Origin of the sequence: Pedobacter aquatilis (genome assembly GCF_032678405.1) — a bacterium.
GTDB lineage: Bacteria > Bacteroidota > Bacteroidia > Sphingobacteriales > Sphingobacteriaceae > Pedobacter > Pedobacter aquatilis_A.
In genome coordinates this window covers 43,698-59,467 of sequence record NZ_JAVTSJ010000006.1, presented here as the reverse complement: position 1 = coordinate 59,467, position 15,770 = coordinate 43,698, and the positions used below count along the sequence as shown (strand labels likewise).

Here is a 15,770-nt window from a genome sequence, read left to right as displayed (position 1 = left end):
CATTCTTCATTGCGAGGCACAAAGCAATCTCTATCAATTTAGATTGCTTCGTGCCTCGCAATGACGAGTTTTTAAAGATAATATTATGATACCTGGTCAACGTCAAAAATATAATCAGCAATTTACTGAGGATAAGTACCATAGTTTTTTGGCTGAACTACAAAAAGGTTATCCTCAAATCCCTTTCCGCGTTGCAGAAACACCTGTTTTTGTGCCAAGGGCTTTAAAAGAAAAGTTAATTGCAGCAGGAGAAGAAATTATAAAACTAATCCAACAGCCGAACTTCAAGGAATTAACCAGAAACTCAATACCAAAAGACTGGAATGTGCCTAATGAGAATGAGCAACCCCATTTTTTAACTTTTGATTTTGGCATTTGTAAAAACGAAGCAGGTGAATTAACACCAATGCTAATTGAAATGCAGGGCTTTCCATCGCTTTATGGCTTTCAATCCCATTTGGCTAACACATTTAAGCAAAGTTTTAATATTGATGATTCAGTAGATTACTTTCTTAAAGGATTTAATCGTGAAACCTATATTAAACTGCTCAGTGAAGTAATTATTGGAAAACACCAACCACATGAAGTTGCCTTAATGGATGTTGATGCTCCAAATCAGAAAACGGCAATTGATTTTTTTGTAACCCAAAAAATTTTAGGCATTAAAATACTGGCGCTCGAAGGAATTAAAAAAGAAGGGAAACAATTATTTTACGAGGAAAATGGCCGAAAAATTCAATTGAAGCGAATTTATAACCGCCTCATATTTGACGAAGTTGCGGGCAATACAGAAATCTTTAAAAACAGTTTCGACCCCCGTGAAGAACTTGATGTGGAATGGGTAACACACCCAAACTGGTTTTACAGGATAAGCAAATTCACCATGCCTTTCCTAAAAAGCGAATTTGTACCAGAAACAAATTTCCTGAATGAAATAAAAAATATTCCGGCAGATTTAGAAAATTATGTTTTAAAACCACTTTTCTCTTTTGCCGGTATGGGCGTAATAATCGATGTTACCGAAGCGGATATCAAAAACATCTCAGATCCCGAAAACTGGATTCTGCAAAGAAAAGTAAATTATGAACCCGCTGTCCAATCGCCTGATGGTGGTGTTAAGGCTGAAATACGAATGATGTATTTATGGCCTGATGGAGGCGAACCACAGCTTTGCATAAATTTAGCCAGACTAAGCAGGGGTAAAATGATAGGTGTACGCTACAATGCAGATTTTGATTGGGTTGGCGGCACTGTTGGTTTTATGGAGAAATAACTTCTTGCTTGTAATCCAATAATTTACATTAAACTGAACAGCCTAAGCATTAAAAGCTTTTATATTTGTATTATGGATACGCAAACGATTTTAGTATTTTTACTTTTTGCAATCGCATTGGTATATGTTGGCCGTTTGGTTTACAAATCTTTACAGGTAAAGAAAGATGGCTGCGGTGGAAATTGCAAATGTGATGTGGATTTTTCTGACATCAAACCAGCAAAAAAGTAAGCTTCTGTATTTATGATTGATCAGTTTAAAAACTACCTTAAAGAAAAAATACAAATAACTGATGAACAATTTGACAGTATTTCGGGCGATTTGAAAATCAGGAAATTTGATAAAAACGAGATCATCCAATACACCGGCGATATTACCAAACATGGCTTTTTTGTTTGTAAAGGCTTGTTAAGGGCTTATTCTGTTGATGCCAAAGGTAAAGAACACATTCTTCAGTTCGCCCCTGAAAACTGGCTTATTTCTGATCGTAACAGTATGAATAATGAATCATCAATTTTCTTTATTGATGCCATTGAAGCTACTGAGGTAGTTATTATGCCAAACGATTTTATGGAGCAGGCCGCAGTGCAGGTTCCATGCCTGCAGCCCATGCATACACGTTTGCTCAACAATTCTATCCGCTTTATGCAGAAAAGAATTAATATGCTTTTAAGTGCAACTGCCGAAGAAAGATACCTCGATTTTATAAAGCTCTATCCAAATCTTACCTTACGCGTTCCACAATGGATGATTGCCTCCTACTTAGGCATTACTCCCGAATCCTTAAGCCGCGTAAGAAAAGAACTTGCCAATAAACATTTTAGGGCTAATTGATTTTTGGAGGAACTCATAAGAGCAATTACCTACGCTGTAACTCAGTCGCTTTCTGATTCCATCATTAATTATCATACATCAATAATCGGTTAAACTTAGTGCTGTACTTTTGTGTTGTTAATATTAAACAGCTCAAAAACAAAAAGATATGGCAACTACAAAATGGGTATTAGACCCAACCCACAGCGAATTACAATTTAAAGTAAAACATTTAATGATTACTACTGTAACAGGTAGCTTAAAATCTTTCACAGCAGATTTAACTTCTGAAGGTGATGAATTCGAAAACGGTGAAATTTCTTTCAAAGGAGATATCGATTCAATAGACACCGGAAATACCGATCGCGATAATCATTTAAAAAGCGGCGATTTCTTCGATGCAGAAAAATTTGCACACATCGAATTCAAATCAAGTTCGGTTGAAAAAGATGGCAGTGACTACATCGTTAAAGGTAATTTGACCATTAAAGGTGAAACCAAACCTGTAAAATTAACAGCAGAATTTGGCGGTATTGCTACAGATCCATGGGGAAATACAAAAGCAGGTTTTACTTTAAGCGGTAAAATTAACCGTTCTGATTTTGGTTTAACCTGGAATGCCGCTTTAGAAACTGGTGGTGTTATGGTAAGTGAAGAAGTACGTATTTTAGGCGAATTACAGTTCGTTAAACAAGCATAGAGCGTTGAGTTAAGCGCATAAATCACTATGCGCTTAACCCCATGCCTTAAAAAATTAAAGGTAATGGAAACAAAAGAAGTAGCCAGTGTATTAAAAGCACCTGCGCCACACATGGTTGGTGATGGCTTTAGGGTACACAATTTTTTCCCAGGGGGATATAAAATAAAAATGAGCCCGTTTTTCCTGATGGATTATGGTTCTAAAATAGAATTTTCAGCAAGGAAGGAACCAAGGGGAGTTGGCGTTCATCCGCATCGCGGTTTTGAAACTGTAACGATTTCCTATCATGGGGCTGTTGCCCATCATGATAGTGCCGGAAACAGTGGCGTTATTTACCCCGGCGATGTACAATGGATGACAGCGGCAAGTGGTATTTTACATAAAGAGTATCACGAACAGAATTACAGCTTACAGGGAGGTCCTTTTCAGATGGTGCAACTTTGGGTTAACCTGCCTGCGAAAGACAAAATGAGCAAGCCCAAATATCAGGCGATTAAACAAGCTGATATGGCCAATTTCATTTTGCCTGATAATGGTGGCAAAATTGAAATCATAGCTGGAAATTATAACGGTATTAATGGAATTGCAAAAACCTTTACACCCATCGAGGTTTATAATGCCAGATTGAATAAAGGTGGAAAAGCCAATTTTAATTTCCCCGCCGATTTTAATACCGGCTTCATGGTTATTGAAGGCTCAATTAAAATCAATGGTAAAGAAATAGCTATTGCTGACAACTTTGTTTACTTTGAAAACGAGGGAACAGCTATAAATGTCGAAGCACTTGAAAACAGTGTTGTTTTAATCTTAAGTGGAAAACCAATTGATGAACCCATTAATCAATACGGCCCGTTTTTAATGAATACTGAGGCTGAAATACATCAGGCTATAGCCGATTACAATCAAGGTAAGTTTGGCTATTTAGAGGAATAATACAGGTTTATAATCTATATTTTGAGCCGGCATCTTTTTTAAAATTTGCCGGCTTTTTTGTATCTTTTGTCTTGACCCCAAATTTGTGCTAACACCATGAAGATTATAAAAAGTCATCCTCCTACCGTTAGAAGCTAGTTTTCATAAAATCTTCATTTTGCATCATCATATTTGTTACATAAATCAGAAACGAAAAAAATGTCCGGAAAACAAATATTTCAAACTGAAACCAAAAGACGTTGGTACGCTTTTACTTGGGTAAGCCGTTCCTTCTTTTTAGTTTTCATTGGCGCAATAATTTGCGTGGCCTTTACCCTGTCTTCGGTTCAATATCCGAACTTACCCTACATTAATACAAATGGACCACTAACTGAAAAGCAACTCGAAAAATTAAAAAGGTCTCAACAATACAAAGATTTTTCTATTGAGAAATCAAAGCTGCAAAAAATAAAAAAAGATCGGGAGCAGAGAATTCTTACCCGTCATGGCAATAACAAGCGCATTAACATGGCCTTCTATGTGAGCTGGGCAGGCACTGTTGCCAAATCACTTCCCGATTTAAAAAGAAATATAGGCCATCTTGATATGGTGGCCACAGAATCTTTTTTCCTCAACGGCGATTCCATTGTTGATAAAGCCGACACAGCTGCTTTACGCGTAATTCACGAAGGGAAAAAATCAGCCATTGCAGTTGTATCTAACTTCAACAAAGATCATTGGGATGGTGAAGCAGTAAGAAGGTTGTTAAACGATATGCCTGCACAGCAAAAATTGATCTACAACCTGATCGGCATTACTAAGAAATATGGTTATAAGGGGATCAATATAGATTTTGAAGAATTAAACCTCCAGAACCGTGATAGCTTTAACGCTTTCATGAAAAATTTATATGCGCAGTTTCACGCCGAAAACCTTATTGTATCGCAAGATATTTCTCCTGAAAATGATGATTACAGTCCGGAAGTTTTACAGCACTATAATGATTATATTGTTCTAATGGCTTACGATCAGCACTCGGAAGACAGTAATGCAGGAGACATCTCTCACCAGGAATGGGTGGAAGAAAAATTAGATGATATCTGCAGTAAAATGGATGCCAGTAAGGTAATTTTAGCATTAGCCTGTTATGGTTACGACTGGCCTGAAAAAAGTATAGGCACTTCTGTTACTTATGAAACAGCAATGACTACGGCTGTAAATTATAAAAGCCGCGTAAACTTCGATCCTGCTTCAGCAAATTTAAATTTCAGCTATAAAGATGGTAGTGGTATCAACCACAAAGTATATTTCACTGATGCAGCTACTAATTTTAATTTAATACGCAAGGCTGATGACTGGGATATTGCGGGAATCGCATTATGGCGTTTAGGCTCGGAAGATAAGCGATTATGGCAGTTTATTTCTAAAGATTTAAGCCTGGATTCGCTCAAGAAAAATCCGGTGGATTTACGCAAAATATCACCATTAACCATGGGTGGCATTGCGTACATTGGCGATGGTGAAATCCTTGACTTAATTTCTACGCCAAACCCTGGTGCGGTTAGGTTTACCTTAAATAAAGATGACTTTACCATCGCTAACCAGCAGTATATGCGCCTTCCAACGCAGTATGTTATTAAAAGGTTTGGTGAAGCTGATAAAAAAATAGCACTGACTTTCGATGACGGACCGGATCCGGTTTATACACCACAGGTATTGAGCATACTTAAAAAAGAGCGTGTTCCAGGCTGTTTCTTTGTTGTAGGTATTATGGCTGAGAAAAACATGGAACTGCTGAAGCAGGAATATGATGAAGGTTATGAAATCGGTAATCATACTTTTTTCCATCCGGATATGTCTTCAGTTGGCCCTCGCCGGGTAAAGTTCGAATTAAACGCAACACGGAGGTTAATAGAAGCGGTTACCGGCCACAGTACAATTCTTTTCAGGGCACCATTTAATGCCGATGCAGAGCCACAAAACACTTCTGAGATTTTGCCAGTGGCGCAAAGCCGAAAAGAAAACTACATCAACATTGGCGAATTAATCGATCCGGAAGACTGGGAGCCTGGAAAAACAGCCGACCAGATTTTTAACGATGTAGTTAAACAACAGAATAACGGAAATATACTTTTATTGCACGATGCAGGTGGAAACCGTGAGGCGACAGTGGCTGCTTTACCAAGAATCATCAAATATTTTAAACAAAAAGGATACACCTTTACAACGGTAGGTGATTTAATGGGCAAAAAAAGATCAGAATTAATGCCCGCAGTAAAATCAAGTGCTAATAGTGGCTTTCTAGGCTCCGGCGATTATTTCTTCATCAGCTTTTTCTATTACGGAAACCTTGTTCTGAACATTATTTTTAGTGTAGCCATTGTTTTGGCAATCCTGAGAACACTCTTCATTGCATATCTGGCGATAAAACAGCGCAAAAGAGCTAAGCAAAATATCCATAAACTAATCCAGAATCCAACGGAAAAGGTAAGTATTATTATTCCTGCTTATAATGAAGAAATTACTGCATTACAAACAATTAACAGTCTGTTAAAAACCACCTATCCGAATTTTGAATTGATTTTCGTAGATGATGGTTCAAAAGATAAGACCTACGAAATTATCAGTCAGCATTTTGGGAATCATCCTCAAGTTAAGGTTTACCGCAAAGAAAACGGAGGAAAAGCGTCCGCCCTTAACTTTGGTATTACTAAGGCCAGCGCAGATTATATAGTTTGTATCGATGCAGATACGCAACTAAAAACTGATGCTGTGACCGAACTGATGCGTTATTTCTATAGCCCTAAAATTGCAGCTGTAGCCGGAACCGTGAAAGTTGGGAACACGCACAATATTATTACCAAATGGCAATCAATTGAATACATTACGGCACAAAATATGGACCGTCGTGCTTTCGATTTACTAAATACCATAACTGTTGTTCCTGGTGCAATTGGCGCATTTCGTAAGGATGTTGTTTTAGAAGTTGGTGCTTTCACAACTGATACCCTTGCGGAAGATTGTGATTTAACCATGCGGATTTTAAAAGCCGGATACAAAGTTAAGAACTGCGATGCGGCAATTGCTTATACTGAAGCTCCCGAAACTGTGAACATGTTGTTAAAACAACGTTTCCGCTGGAGTTTTGGTGTATTACAAAGTTTCTGGAAAAACAGAAAAACGTTGCTGAATAAAAAATATGGTTATTTCGGAATGGTAGGCATGCCAAATATTCTGATATACCAGATTATTTTGCCGTTATTTTCTCCACTAGCAGATTTCTTTATGCTTATTTCATTAATAAGCGGCCTGTTTTCACTAAGTGCAATTAACAACTTAACATTAACTGGTTTTACAGGGATTTTAAGTTTGCATAATGGATTTGGACAGGTTTTATTTTATTACCTGATCTTTATTCTGGTTGACATGATTTTTGCTGCCATTGCCTTTAAAATGGAGAATGAAAAATTCAAAAACCTGCTTTACTTATTCCCTCAGCGGTTTTTCTGGAGACAGTTAATGTATGTTGTTTTATTCCGCTCCTTCCGCAAAGCGATAAAAGGCGAACTGGGAACCTGGGGAACATTGAAGAGAACAGGAAACGTTAAGGAAGCAACAACGTAATTGTGTTGCTTCCTTAATTATTGACGATAAGATTTAAGATGATTAAACTTTTTCGATCAGGCAAACTGCATAGGCTACTACGCCTTCTTCACGGCCAACAAACCCCATTAGTTCGTTTGTTGTTGCCTTGATTGAAATTTCTTCAGTAGAAATTCCAATGGCTGCCGCAATATTTTCCTGCATGGCAGGAATATGGGGATTTATTTTTGGGGCTTCGAGACAAAGCATCGCATCAATATTGCCAACCTGCCAGCCTTTTTCGCTCAATAATTTAACTGTTTCTTTCAGTAAAATTATACTGCTGATCCCCTTCCATCTGTCATCAGTATTTTTGAAATGAAAACCTATATCCCGAAGATTTGCGGCGCCCAGAAGCGCATCACATATTGCATGCAATAACACATCGGCATCTGAATGGCCAAAGGCACCTTTATGATGTTCAAGTTTAACACCACCCACAACGAAAGGATGCTGATCTTTTAACTGATGAACATCAAATCCAAAGCCTACTCTGATTTTCATAAAAATTGATTGTTAAATTACCGGCACGAAATTGCCAAAATAATCTGAACTACGCTTACTTTAATATCTTTTTCTCGCCGAAATTAAATAGAAGACTAAAGCGTAAAGTATTTGCCAGTGGACTCGATTGTGCGTTTGCAATTAAATAAGCGAAATCAATATTAAACACATTATACTTTAAACCAGCTCCTAATGTAAAATATCTGCTATCGCCTTTTTGCGGACTTTGATAATTATACCCACCGCGTATTGCAAACTGTTGGTTATACCAATATTCAAACCCTGTTGAAATGCCAACTTCTTTTAATTCTTCACTGAAACCACCTGGAGCATCAGAAAATGAACCAAATATGGCTGCAGGAACAGATCGGTTAGGATCTTTTCCACTTATGATGTTATTATTTGAATCGTAAATCGGTTGTGTAGGCACCAATAGCTTATTGAAATCTAAAGCTAATGTAAACGTATTAAAATCGTCAATTGCAATAGTTCCCGCTCCTCCAAGCTTTAAATTGGTAGGAAGAAAATAACTTTGTCCACCATCAGAGTAGCTCATTTTTGTACCGATATTTGAAATGTTGGCGCCTGCAGAAAGGATGGCATTTTTATCGAAAAGAGTTGTCGATGTTTTATATAAGCCAGAAATATCTACTGCCAGCGCATTTCCACCGCGAACCTGACCTGTAGAGGTAAATTGTCCTGAAGCCAGATTAGAATAAATATATCGGAGCGAACTTCCTAAAGAAAATTCTTTTCCAAAATTACGGGCGAATGTAACATCAAAAGCAAGTTCATTAGGGTTTGAAATACCTAAATCCTGTTGATTGATATCTGTTAGCTGAATCTGACCTAAAGAAAAATATCTTAAAGAAGCACCAATGGTATTTCTGTCATCGAGTTTATAAAAGCCACCTAAATAAGCAAGATTAATATCAGGCACAAGACTTTTTAACCACGGACTATAAGAAAGTGCAAAGCCGTATGGCTTATCTAAAAATGCAAGTTTAGCCGGATTTATACTCGCCGAATTCACATCACCTGGAACAGCAACACCAGCATCGCCCATAGCGCCTGCCCTGGCATCAGGTGTTATCAATAAAAATGGTACAGCAGTAACAATATTATTAGCCTCGCTCCCATTGGTTTGGGTACCAGAAATTGTGGCTTGCCCGCTTGCTTTGCCGAAAACCAAAGCAAAAGACAATGCAGAGAAAGCAAGTTTACTGATATACTTGAAATTCATCCTTAAAGGTACGTAGTTTAAGATTTTTGGTAAGTTAATATTTTTGTAGAATATATTTATCAAACGTAATAGCTGAAGTTATATTTTACAGTAAACTTACGATTTTAGAAATTTTTACTAACTAAAACTACGCAATTTAAAACGGATTGTAATGCGCTTAAATCTATGTTCTGTTCAAAGTATTTCTAAAACGATTTTCTTGTTCTTTTTTTCAGAATTTATTCAATTTATCTACATTGAAATCCCTTAAATTTCTATTTTCAAAAGTATTTCATCGCACACACAATACATTGATAATTAATACGTTTTGCTTAAAAAAACATATTCAAAACATTTATTAACACAAATTTTACTAAATCATATAAATTTCCGTAAATTTATCGTTTGAATAAGCCTTATTTCATGTTATAGCATTTTATGAAAAAACTATTACTATATTCTTTTTCTTGTTTTGCATTTGCTGCCATCCTTTCTTCGTGTGGAGGAAACAAAGGTGGTGTTTCTAGTAAAACAGGAATCCCCTATGCTGATAAGAATAACAAAACTTACAGCAGTTTCTCCGTAGCGAGTAAATACAAGCGTGCACCTGGCCCAGGTTTAATTCCTATTGAAGGTGGTGTATTGATTGTTGGCGGTAGTGCAATTGAAGTTGCAGGTGTTGAGCCAAATATTTATAACTACAAAAGACAGGTTACAGTGCCTTCTTTTTATATGGATGAAACTGAAGTTTCTAATACCGATTGGTTAGAATATTTACACTGGATTAGAACTAGCTACCCTGAAGATCGTGAATATTATTACAATGAACTTCCTGATACATTGGTTTGGCGTCGTGCTTTATCATACAACGAGCCTTATGTAGATAACTATTTAAGACATCCGGCATATAGAGACTATCCTGTTGTAGGTGTAAGCTGGGAGCAGGCATCGCGTTTCTGTGAGTGGAGAACTTCTCAGGCTAACGAATATATTTTACGTCAGAAAGGTATTCTAACAGATTATAAAACGCTTGCCGCTAATAACAAAGCTGGTGGGGGTAATACAACCACTGGCGCAACAGCTGCAGCCCGACCTGATAAACCATTTAATACTGATGCTTATTTGAATGGCCAGTATGATGATAAAGGTAAGAATGCGCCAAAAGACTATAACGCCAAAGCCGGTGCCTCTGTAGGTGCTGCAGGTGGAAAAGGTGGCGTACCAACAAGAAATGCAACACTAGAGGATGGTGTAATTATGCAGCCTTATCGCTTACCCACAGAAGCTGAGTGGGAATACGCTGCTTTAGGCTTAATTGGTAATACAGAGTATGAAAACATTAACCAGAATAAAATTTATCCTTGGAATGGTTTGGGCGTAAGCTCAGCCAGCAAAAAAACAAGGGGTTTAATTCAGGCCAACTTTAAAAGAGCTCCTGGAGATTACATGGGTGTTGGTGGTTCATTAAATGATAAAGGTGATTTAACCGTTCCTGTACTTTCTTATAATCCAAATGATTTTGGTTTGTACAACATGGCCGGAAATGTTAACGAGTGGGTAAATGATGTTTATCGTACGGGTACATTTACCGATGCTGAAGCCTTTAACCCTTATCGCGGTAACCAGTTTCAAGATAAACAGCTTGCTGATGCAGCGAATGGTAAAATTGCCTTAGACAAGTATGGTAAACCTATTAAAGAAAATGCTTACTCTGGTAAGAAATTAACATGGGCAGAAAAACAAGCCTTAGCTAAAAGAGCGGATTCGATTGCTAAATCTCCAGACCCTAGTGCTGCTGTAACTTCATATCAGGCGGATGAAAGAGGTTACCGTGATAAACAAAATAAATTATTAAATGAAGAAGGTGTTTCTTTGGTTAATGATAAATCAAGAGTTTATAAAGGTGGATCATGGAACGATATGCCTTACTGGTTAAACCCTGCAACACGTAGGTTCTTACAGCAAGATGAAGCATCGGCAGAAGTCGGTTTCCGTTGCGCCATGACGATGTTAGGTGCTCCAGAAATAAGTACCGCTGGTAAGCGAAACTTTAAACAAGCAAAACCAAAGGCTTTTAATCCTAAAAAATAATAAAAAAGTCCCGACGAAAATCGGGACTTTTTTATTGAACAAGTTTTTATCTATTAATTAAACTGAATAAGAATCTGATTCTTTTCCACTTTGTCACCTTGCTTAACCAGAATCTTTTTAATTACGCCATCGGCGGAAGACTTTAATATATTCTCCATTTTCATGGCTTCCAATATCAGCAGATTATCACCCTTTTTAATTTCTTCTCCCTCATTTACCTTCACATTTAAAACTAAACCAGGCATCGGTGCCTTAATTTCAGCAATTTTATTTGCAGATAGGTTATCAAGCCCAAGCTGTTTTAATAGCTGGTCGAACTGATCTTCTATATCCACTTTATAAATGTTTCCGTTAACTTTTATTGTACAAGTCTTTTCTGCCCTGTTTAATTCAACCAGCTCGGTATTAAACGACTTATTTTCGAAAATAACACTGGTAATATTACCTTCCAAATCCCTTAAGTCAACATCTAGCTGCTTATTGTTTAGCAAAATACCAGAATCTTTATTATCCACCTCAAAATGGAATTTATCATTAACTTTTACTTTATACATAATTACTGGGTTAAAGCATACTGAACTAAATTAGCGCCCATTTTCAGCGCCTTTGAACGCGTTTCCTGTGTGTCTTCAGGATATGTTCCAAAATCTTCCCAACCGTTACCCAAATCGCACTCATAAGTGTAATAGCACACAATCCTTCCTTTATATATTAATGCAAATCCTTGTGGGCGCTTATTATCATGCTCGTGAATTTTGGGCAAACCATTTGGAAATTTAAACTTCTGATTATACAAAGCGTGATTGGAGGGCAACTCTACAAAATCAAGTTCGGGAAAAACCTTTTTCATTTGAGGTCGGATAAATTTATCAAGACCGTAATTATCATCAATATGCAAAAAGCCTCCTCCGATTAAATATTGTCGAAGGTTTTTAATCTCTTGTCCGCTGAAAATAACATTTCCATGTCCTGTCATGTACACAAACGGATAATTAAAAAGTTCCTTCGAACCAACTTCAACTATGCTTTCCTCCGGATAAAAATTTGTTTTGAGATTGGAATTGCAGAAAGCAATCAGGTTCGGGAGCGCAGTCCGATCTGCATACCAATCGCCACCACCACTGTATTTAAGCTTAGCCATTCGGTAGGTTGGCGGAATGAAAGCAGAAAGGCCAAAGCAGAAAGCTAAAAGAACGAAGGCTAAAGCCAATGTTCGGAATCTTGGAAACTGAAAATTAAAAACTGAAAACTTCAAACTCGTTAACGGTTAAGGTAATTGATTTCAAAACAAACAGCGAGTGCAGCAGTTTCTGTTCGCAATCTGTTTTCACCTAAAGTTAATGGTTTAAAGCCTTTATTCAAAGCCAATTTAACTTCGTCGGGTGTAAAATCTCCTTCGGGTCCGATAAGAATTAAATACTTTTGATGTGGTTTTACAAGATCTGAGATGTATTTTTTTTCATCACCTTCAATGCAATCGGCAATTAATTTATCTCCTTCAAATGGCATCTTCATAAACGCATCGTAAGAAATTGCATCATTTAATTTAGGATGGTATGCTTTTATGGATTGCTTAACCGCCGAAGTGATTACTTTATTAAGCCGGTCTTCCTTAACAATTCTGCGCTCAGACCTATCAGAAATAATCGGTGTAATTTCATCAATACCGAGTTCGGTCGCCTTTTCCAAAAACCATTCAATTCTATCGATATTCTTAGTTGGCGCAACAGCAATGTGCAGATAGTGGTTTCTCTTATGAAACTCCTGTTCCGTATTAAGAATAGAGAGGATTACCTTCTTAGGATTATCAGAAATAATTTCGGCGGTATAAAAGCCACCCCTGCCATCAACAAGGTTTACATGAGCGCCAACAGGCAAACGTAAAACCCTGACACAATGCTTACTTTCTTCTTCATTAAGTGTATAGGTGTTGGGGGTAATATCGGGCGTATAAAAAATATGCATAGTTGAAATTAGTGATTATCAACCTGATCTTCTTTATTTAAAACCAATTCTAATTTAATTGTTTCGATATTTTGTTCTGTTTTCTTAAGGATGGTAAACAGATAACCATAAGATTCATTGCTTTCCCCAACCTCAGGAATGCGCTCGAAAATATGGGAAACCAATCCGCCCACAGTATCAAAATCTTCATCTTCAGGCAAATCGTGCGGTAAATGCTCATTTACATCGTAAACCGTAGCAAAGGCATTAACTATAAATTCGTTCTCCGATACTTTTTCTACCAAAGGTTTCTCTTCGTCATATTCGTCCTGGATTTCACCAACAAGCTCTTCAACAATATCCTCAAGGGTAACCATACCCGCAGTTCCACCAAACTCGTCTAAAACAATAGCAATCTGAATACGGTTGCTTTGCAGCTCACTCATCAAATCGTTAATCTTCTTAGTTTCCGTCACAAAATAAGGTTTGCGGATAATGTCGTTTAAAGTCCAATGCTGATTACCGGAAGCTACTAATGGTAAAACATCCTTGGCATGGATAATACCAACAATTTTATCCATAATATCATCGTAAACCGGTAAACGGGAATAACCTTCTTTAATGATGGTATCTATCACTTCTTCTTTTGCAGAAGTTAATTCAATTCCCGAAATTTTGGTTCGGGGCACCATGATATTTTTTACAACACGTTCATTAAAATCAAAAACATTTTTAATCAGCTCGTGCTCATTATTATCAAGTGCACCGCTCTCTTTTCCCTGATCGAGCAGGTACTGTAATTCTTCAGTACTATGAATAGATTCATGACCAGCAGAGGTATCGATACCAAAGGGTTTAAGAATTACTGCGGCAAGGCTGTTTAATGTCCAGATGAATGGCCTGAAAACAACATAAAAGATTTGCAACGGAATGGAAACAAATAAGGTTGTAGCCACGGGGCGTTGTATGGCAAATGATTTTGGAGCAAGTTCTCCAAATACAATATGCATAATTGTAATAAGTGAAAATGCAACGATAGTGGAAGCCGTATGGATTGTAGCATCACTTAATCCCCAATGTAAACTATCGAAAAGATTTTTAAAGATGGTATGCATAACGCCTTCACCTACCCAACCTAAACCGAGTGATGCAAGCGTTATACCCAATTGTGTGGCGGCTAAATAACCATCCAGGTTGTGGATGATGGTTTTAGCCATTTTACCTACACGGCTTCCTGTTTTTGCTTTAATTTCAATCTGTGAAGCACGAACTTTTACAATCGCAAATTCGGCTGCTACAAAAAAACCATTTAATAACACTAAAAATAGTGCAAAGAACAATCTCCAGCCAACACTACCTGTATCAGGTTCTTGTAGTGCAACTAAAACAACGTTAGCCGGTAAAATTGAGCTTAGTTCAGAATTTAAAAATAAACAGACCGTGGGTAAATCCATTAAACAAGTTCTCTAAATGTTGTATTATAAAGTTCTATACTTTCTTTTATTACTTTATGTGCATAACGAACACCTAATAAATGTTCAATCGTTACGTTTTTCTCTTCTAAAGCTTTATAATCCTGGAAGAAACGAACAATCTCTTTCATTTGGTGTGGAGGTAATTCATCTAAATCGTTAATGTAGTTTACCGACATATCATGTGCGGCAACTGCAATGATTTTATCGTCTTGCTCACCATTATCTACCATGTGCATTACACCAACAACCTTAGCTTCGATTAATGTCATTGGATAAACATCTACCGAGCAAAGTACTAAAATATCTAAAGGGTCTTTATCGTCGCAATAAGTTTGCGGAATAAAACCATAATTAGCCGGGTACATTACAGAAGAAAAAAGAACTCTGTCTAATTTAATTAATCCTGATTCTTTATCTATTTCATATTTGGCTTTTGAGCCTTTTGGAATTTCAATAATTGCATTTACAATTTCTGGTACGTTTTTACCAGGAGATACGCTGTGCCAAGCGTGAGTTTCGTCTTTTGCCATTTTAATTTAAATCTGTCTTTTCCTCTTCAGGACTTTTCACTTTACTTTTTACAAAGGTAATCAATAATGGGATAGTTGTGATAAGGATAAAGCCAATAATAATATATAATAAGTAATCGTTAATTTGTTTTTCGAAACTGCGGCCTAAAAAATAGCCTAACAAGGTTAGTGAACAAATCCAAAGTACTGCTCCTACAACATTGTAAAAGGCAAATCGTTTGAAATCTAATTTAACCACGCCAGCAAAAATTGGCGCAAATGTTCTTACTATTGGAACAAATCTGCCCATAATTAATGCAAAAGCGCCTTGTTTATGGTAATATTCTTCTGCTGCTTTTAGATAACGTTTTTTAAAAAAGAAGCTATCCTTTCGGGTATACAATAAAGGGCCTGTTCTACGTCCGAACCAATAACCTGTAAAATTGCCTGAAATTGCGGCTACACATAAACCAGCAAGAAGAATAACGATGTTAACATCAAGTTTTCCAGTAGCAACAAACATTCCGGCTAAAAATAACAAGTAATCGCCAGGAAGGAAGAAACCAAAAAACAAACCCGTTTCGGCGTATATCACGAATACAACGAGATAGAAACCGCCTTCCCTCAATAATTTTTCGGGAGAAATCAGGTGATGCAGGTTATTCCAAAAATCGTGCATATTCAA

At 37.1% G+C, this 15,770-nt stretch carries 15 protein-coding genes; 7 read left to right on the top strand and 8 right to left on the bottom strand.

Annotated features, from left to right (window positions below):
* Positions 1-85: 85 nt before the first annotated feature.
* The 6 genes from R2R71_RS16240 to R2R71_RS16215 all read left to right on the top strand — a co-directional run bounded on the left by R2R71_RS16240 (position 86) and on the right by R2R71_RS16215 (position 7,322).
* The gene (locus R2R71_RS16240) at positions 86-1,273 is read left to right on the top strand and encodes a hypothetical protein (protein ID WP_316832329.1); all 1,188 of its coding nucleotides are present in this window, start codon (positions 86-88) and stop codon (positions 1,271-1,273) included.
* Positions 1,274-1,345: 72 nt separating this feature from the next.
* Positions 1,346-1,504, top strand: coding sequence for a FeoB-associated Cys-rich membrane protein (locus R2R71_RS16235; RefSeq protein WP_316832328.1), 159 nt, complete (start codon positions 1,346-1,348; stop codon positions 1,502-1,504).
* A gap of 12 nt (positions 1,505-1,516) precedes the next feature.
* Complete coding sequence (locus R2R71_RS16230) at positions 1,517-2,107, top strand: Crp/Fnr family transcriptional regulator (RefSeq protein ID WP_316832327.1); 591 nt, start codon at positions 1,517-1,519, stop codon at positions 2,105-2,107.
* 148 nt (positions 2,108-2,255) lie between these two features.
* Positions 2,256-2,786 (top strand): YceI family protein, encoded by a 531-nt coding sequence (locus R2R71_RS16225; protein ID WP_316832326.1) that lies wholly within the window; start codon positions 2,256-2,258, stop codon positions 2,784-2,786.
* A 63-nt stretch (positions 2,787-2,849) separates the two neighbouring features.
* The gene (locus R2R71_RS16220; RefSeq protein WP_316832325.1) at positions 2,850-3,719 is read left to right on the top strand and encodes a pirin family protein; all 870 of its coding nucleotides are present in this window, start codon (positions 2,850-2,852) and stop codon (positions 3,717-3,719) included.
* Between the two features lie 198 nt (positions 3,720-3,917).
* Entirely contained in the window at positions 3,918-7,322 is a 3,405-nt protein-coding gene (locus tag R2R71_RS16215; protein WP_316832324.1) for a glycosyltransferase, read from the top strand.
* Positions 7,323-7,364: 42 nt separating this feature from the next.
* Here R2R71_RS16215 and ispF read toward each other — a convergent pair whose 3' ends face one another.
* Together ispF and porV are read right to left on the bottom strand one after the other, a co-directional pair.
* Positions 7,365-7,844 (bottom strand): 2-C-methyl-D-erythritol 2,4-cyclodiphosphate synthase, encoded by a 480-nt coding sequence (gene ispF / locus R2R71_RS16210; protein ID WP_316832323.1) that lies wholly within the window; start codon positions 7,842-7,844, stop codon positions 7,365-7,367.
* Positions 7,845-7,899: 55 nt separating this feature from the next.
* Positions 7,900-9,087 carry a type IX secretion system outer membrane channel protein PorV gene (gene porV / locus R2R71_RS16205; protein WP_316832322.1) on the bottom strand — a complete coding sequence of 396 codons (1,188 nt, stop codon included), beginning with the start codon at positions 9,085-9,087 and terminating at the stop codon, positions 7,900-7,902.
* Between the two features lie 417 nt (positions 9,088-9,504).
* Here porV and R2R71_RS16200 point away from each other — a divergent pair, with 417 nt between their 5' ends.
* Entirely contained in the window at positions 9,505-11,157 is a 1,653-nt protein-coding gene (locus R2R71_RS16200) for an SUMF1/EgtB/PvdO family nonheme iron enzyme (protein WP_316832321.1), read from the top strand.
* 53 nt (positions 11,158-11,210) lie between these two features.
* Here R2R71_RS16200 and R2R71_RS16195 read toward each other — a convergent pair whose 3' ends face one another.
* The 6 genes from R2R71_RS16195 to R2R71_RS16170 form a co-directional block, all read right to left on the bottom strand.
* The gene (locus R2R71_RS16195) at positions 11,211-11,711 is read right to left on the bottom strand and encodes an acetyl-CoA carboxylase biotin carboxyl carrier protein subunit (protein ID WP_316832320.1); all 501 of its coding nucleotides are present in this window, start codon (positions 11,709-11,711) and stop codon (positions 11,211-11,213) included.
* A gap of 2 nt (positions 11,712-11,713) precedes the next feature.
* Positions 11,714-12,298: a DUF4159 domain-containing protein gene (locus tag R2R71_RS16190; protein WP_316832319.1), complete on the bottom strand. Its 585-nt coding sequence runs from the start codon at positions 12,296-12,298 to the stop codon at positions 11,714-11,716.
* Between the two features lie 119 nt (positions 12,299-12,417).
* Complete coding sequence (locus tag R2R71_RS16185; RefSeq protein ID WP_316832318.1) at positions 12,418-13,122, bottom strand: 16S rRNA (uracil(1498)-N(3))-methyltransferase; 705 nt, start codon at positions 13,120-13,122, stop codon at positions 12,418-12,420.
* An 8-nt stretch (positions 13,123-13,130) separates the two neighbouring features.
* Positions 13,131-14,555, bottom strand: a complete 1,425-nt coding sequence (locus tag R2R71_RS16180) for a hemolysin family protein (protein WP_316832317.1) — start codon at positions 14,553-14,555, stop codon at positions 13,131-13,133.
* A complete protein-coding gene (locus R2R71_RS16175) occupies positions 14,555-15,106 on the bottom strand; it encodes an inorganic diphosphatase (protein ID WP_316832316.1) in 552 nt (183 codons plus the stop codon). Before R2R71_RS16175 ends, R2R71_RS16180 begins: the two co-directional genes overlap by 1 nt.
* Before the next feature lies 1 nt (position 15,107).
* The gene (locus R2R71_RS16170; RefSeq protein ID WP_316832315.1) at positions 15,108-15,764 is read right to left on the bottom strand and encodes a DedA family protein; all 657 of its coding nucleotides are present in this window, start codon (positions 15,762-15,764) and stop codon (positions 15,108-15,110) included.
* Between the last annotated feature and the right edge of the window lie 6 nt (positions 15,765-15,770).

Bases quoted from the DNA above. Each gene is read 5' to 3' on its own strand.
- R2R71_RS16240 (WP_316832329.1), top strand. From the start codon at position 86: ATGATACCTGGTCAACGTCAAAAATATAATCAGCAATTTACTGAGGAT.
- R2R71_RS16235 (WP_316832328.1), top strand. From the start codon at position 1,346: ATGGATACGCAAACGATTTTAGTATTTTTACTTTTTGCAATCGCATTG.
- R2R71_RS16230 (WP_316832327.1), top strand. From the start codon at position 1,517: ATGATTGATCAGTTTAAAAACTACCTTAAAGAAAAAATACAAATAACT.
- R2R71_RS16225 (WP_316832326.1), top strand. From the start codon at position 2,256: ATGGCAACTACAAAATGGGTATTAGACCCAACCCACAGCGAATTACAA.
- R2R71_RS16220 (WP_316832325.1), top strand. From the start codon at position 2,850: ATGGAAACAAAAGAAGTAGCCAGTGTATTAAAAGCACCTGCGCCACAC.
- R2R71_RS16215 (WP_316832324.1), top strand. From the start codon at position 3,918: ATGTCCGGAAAACAAATATTTCAAACTGAAACCAAAAGACGTTGGTAC.
- ispF (WP_316832323.1), bottom strand. From the start codon at position 7,844: ATGAAAATCAGAGTAGGCTTTGGATTTGATGTTCATCAGTTAAAAGAT.
- porV (WP_316832322.1), bottom strand. From the start codon at position 9,087: ATGAATTTCAAGTATATCAGTAAACTTGCTTTCTCTGCATTGTCTTTT.
- R2R71_RS16200 (WP_316832321.1), top strand. From the start codon at position 9,505: ATGAAAAAACTATTACTATATTCTTTTTCTTGTTTTGCATTTGCTGCC.
- R2R71_RS16195 (WP_316832320.1), bottom strand. From the start codon at position 11,711: ATGTATAAAGTAAAAGTTAATGATAAATTCCATTTTGAGGTGGATAAT.
- R2R71_RS16190 (WP_316832319.1), bottom strand. From the start codon at position 12,298: ATGGCTAAGCTTAAATACAGTGGTGGTGGCGATTGGTATGCAGATCGG.
- R2R71_RS16185 (WP_316832318.1), bottom strand. From the start codon at position 13,122: ATGCATATTTTTTATACGCCCGATATTACCCCCAACACCTATACACTT.
- R2R71_RS16180 (WP_316832317.1), bottom strand. From the start codon at position 14,555: ATGGATTTACCCACGGTCTGTTTATTTTTAAATTCTGAACTAAGCTCA.
- R2R71_RS16175 (WP_316832316.1), bottom strand. From the start codon at position 15,106: ATGGCAAAAGACGAAACTCACGCTTGGCACAGCGTATCTCCTGGTAAA.
- R2R71_RS16170 (WP_316832315.1), bottom strand. From the start codon at position 15,764: ATGCACGATTTTTGGAATAACCTGCATCACCTGATTTCTCCCGAAAAA.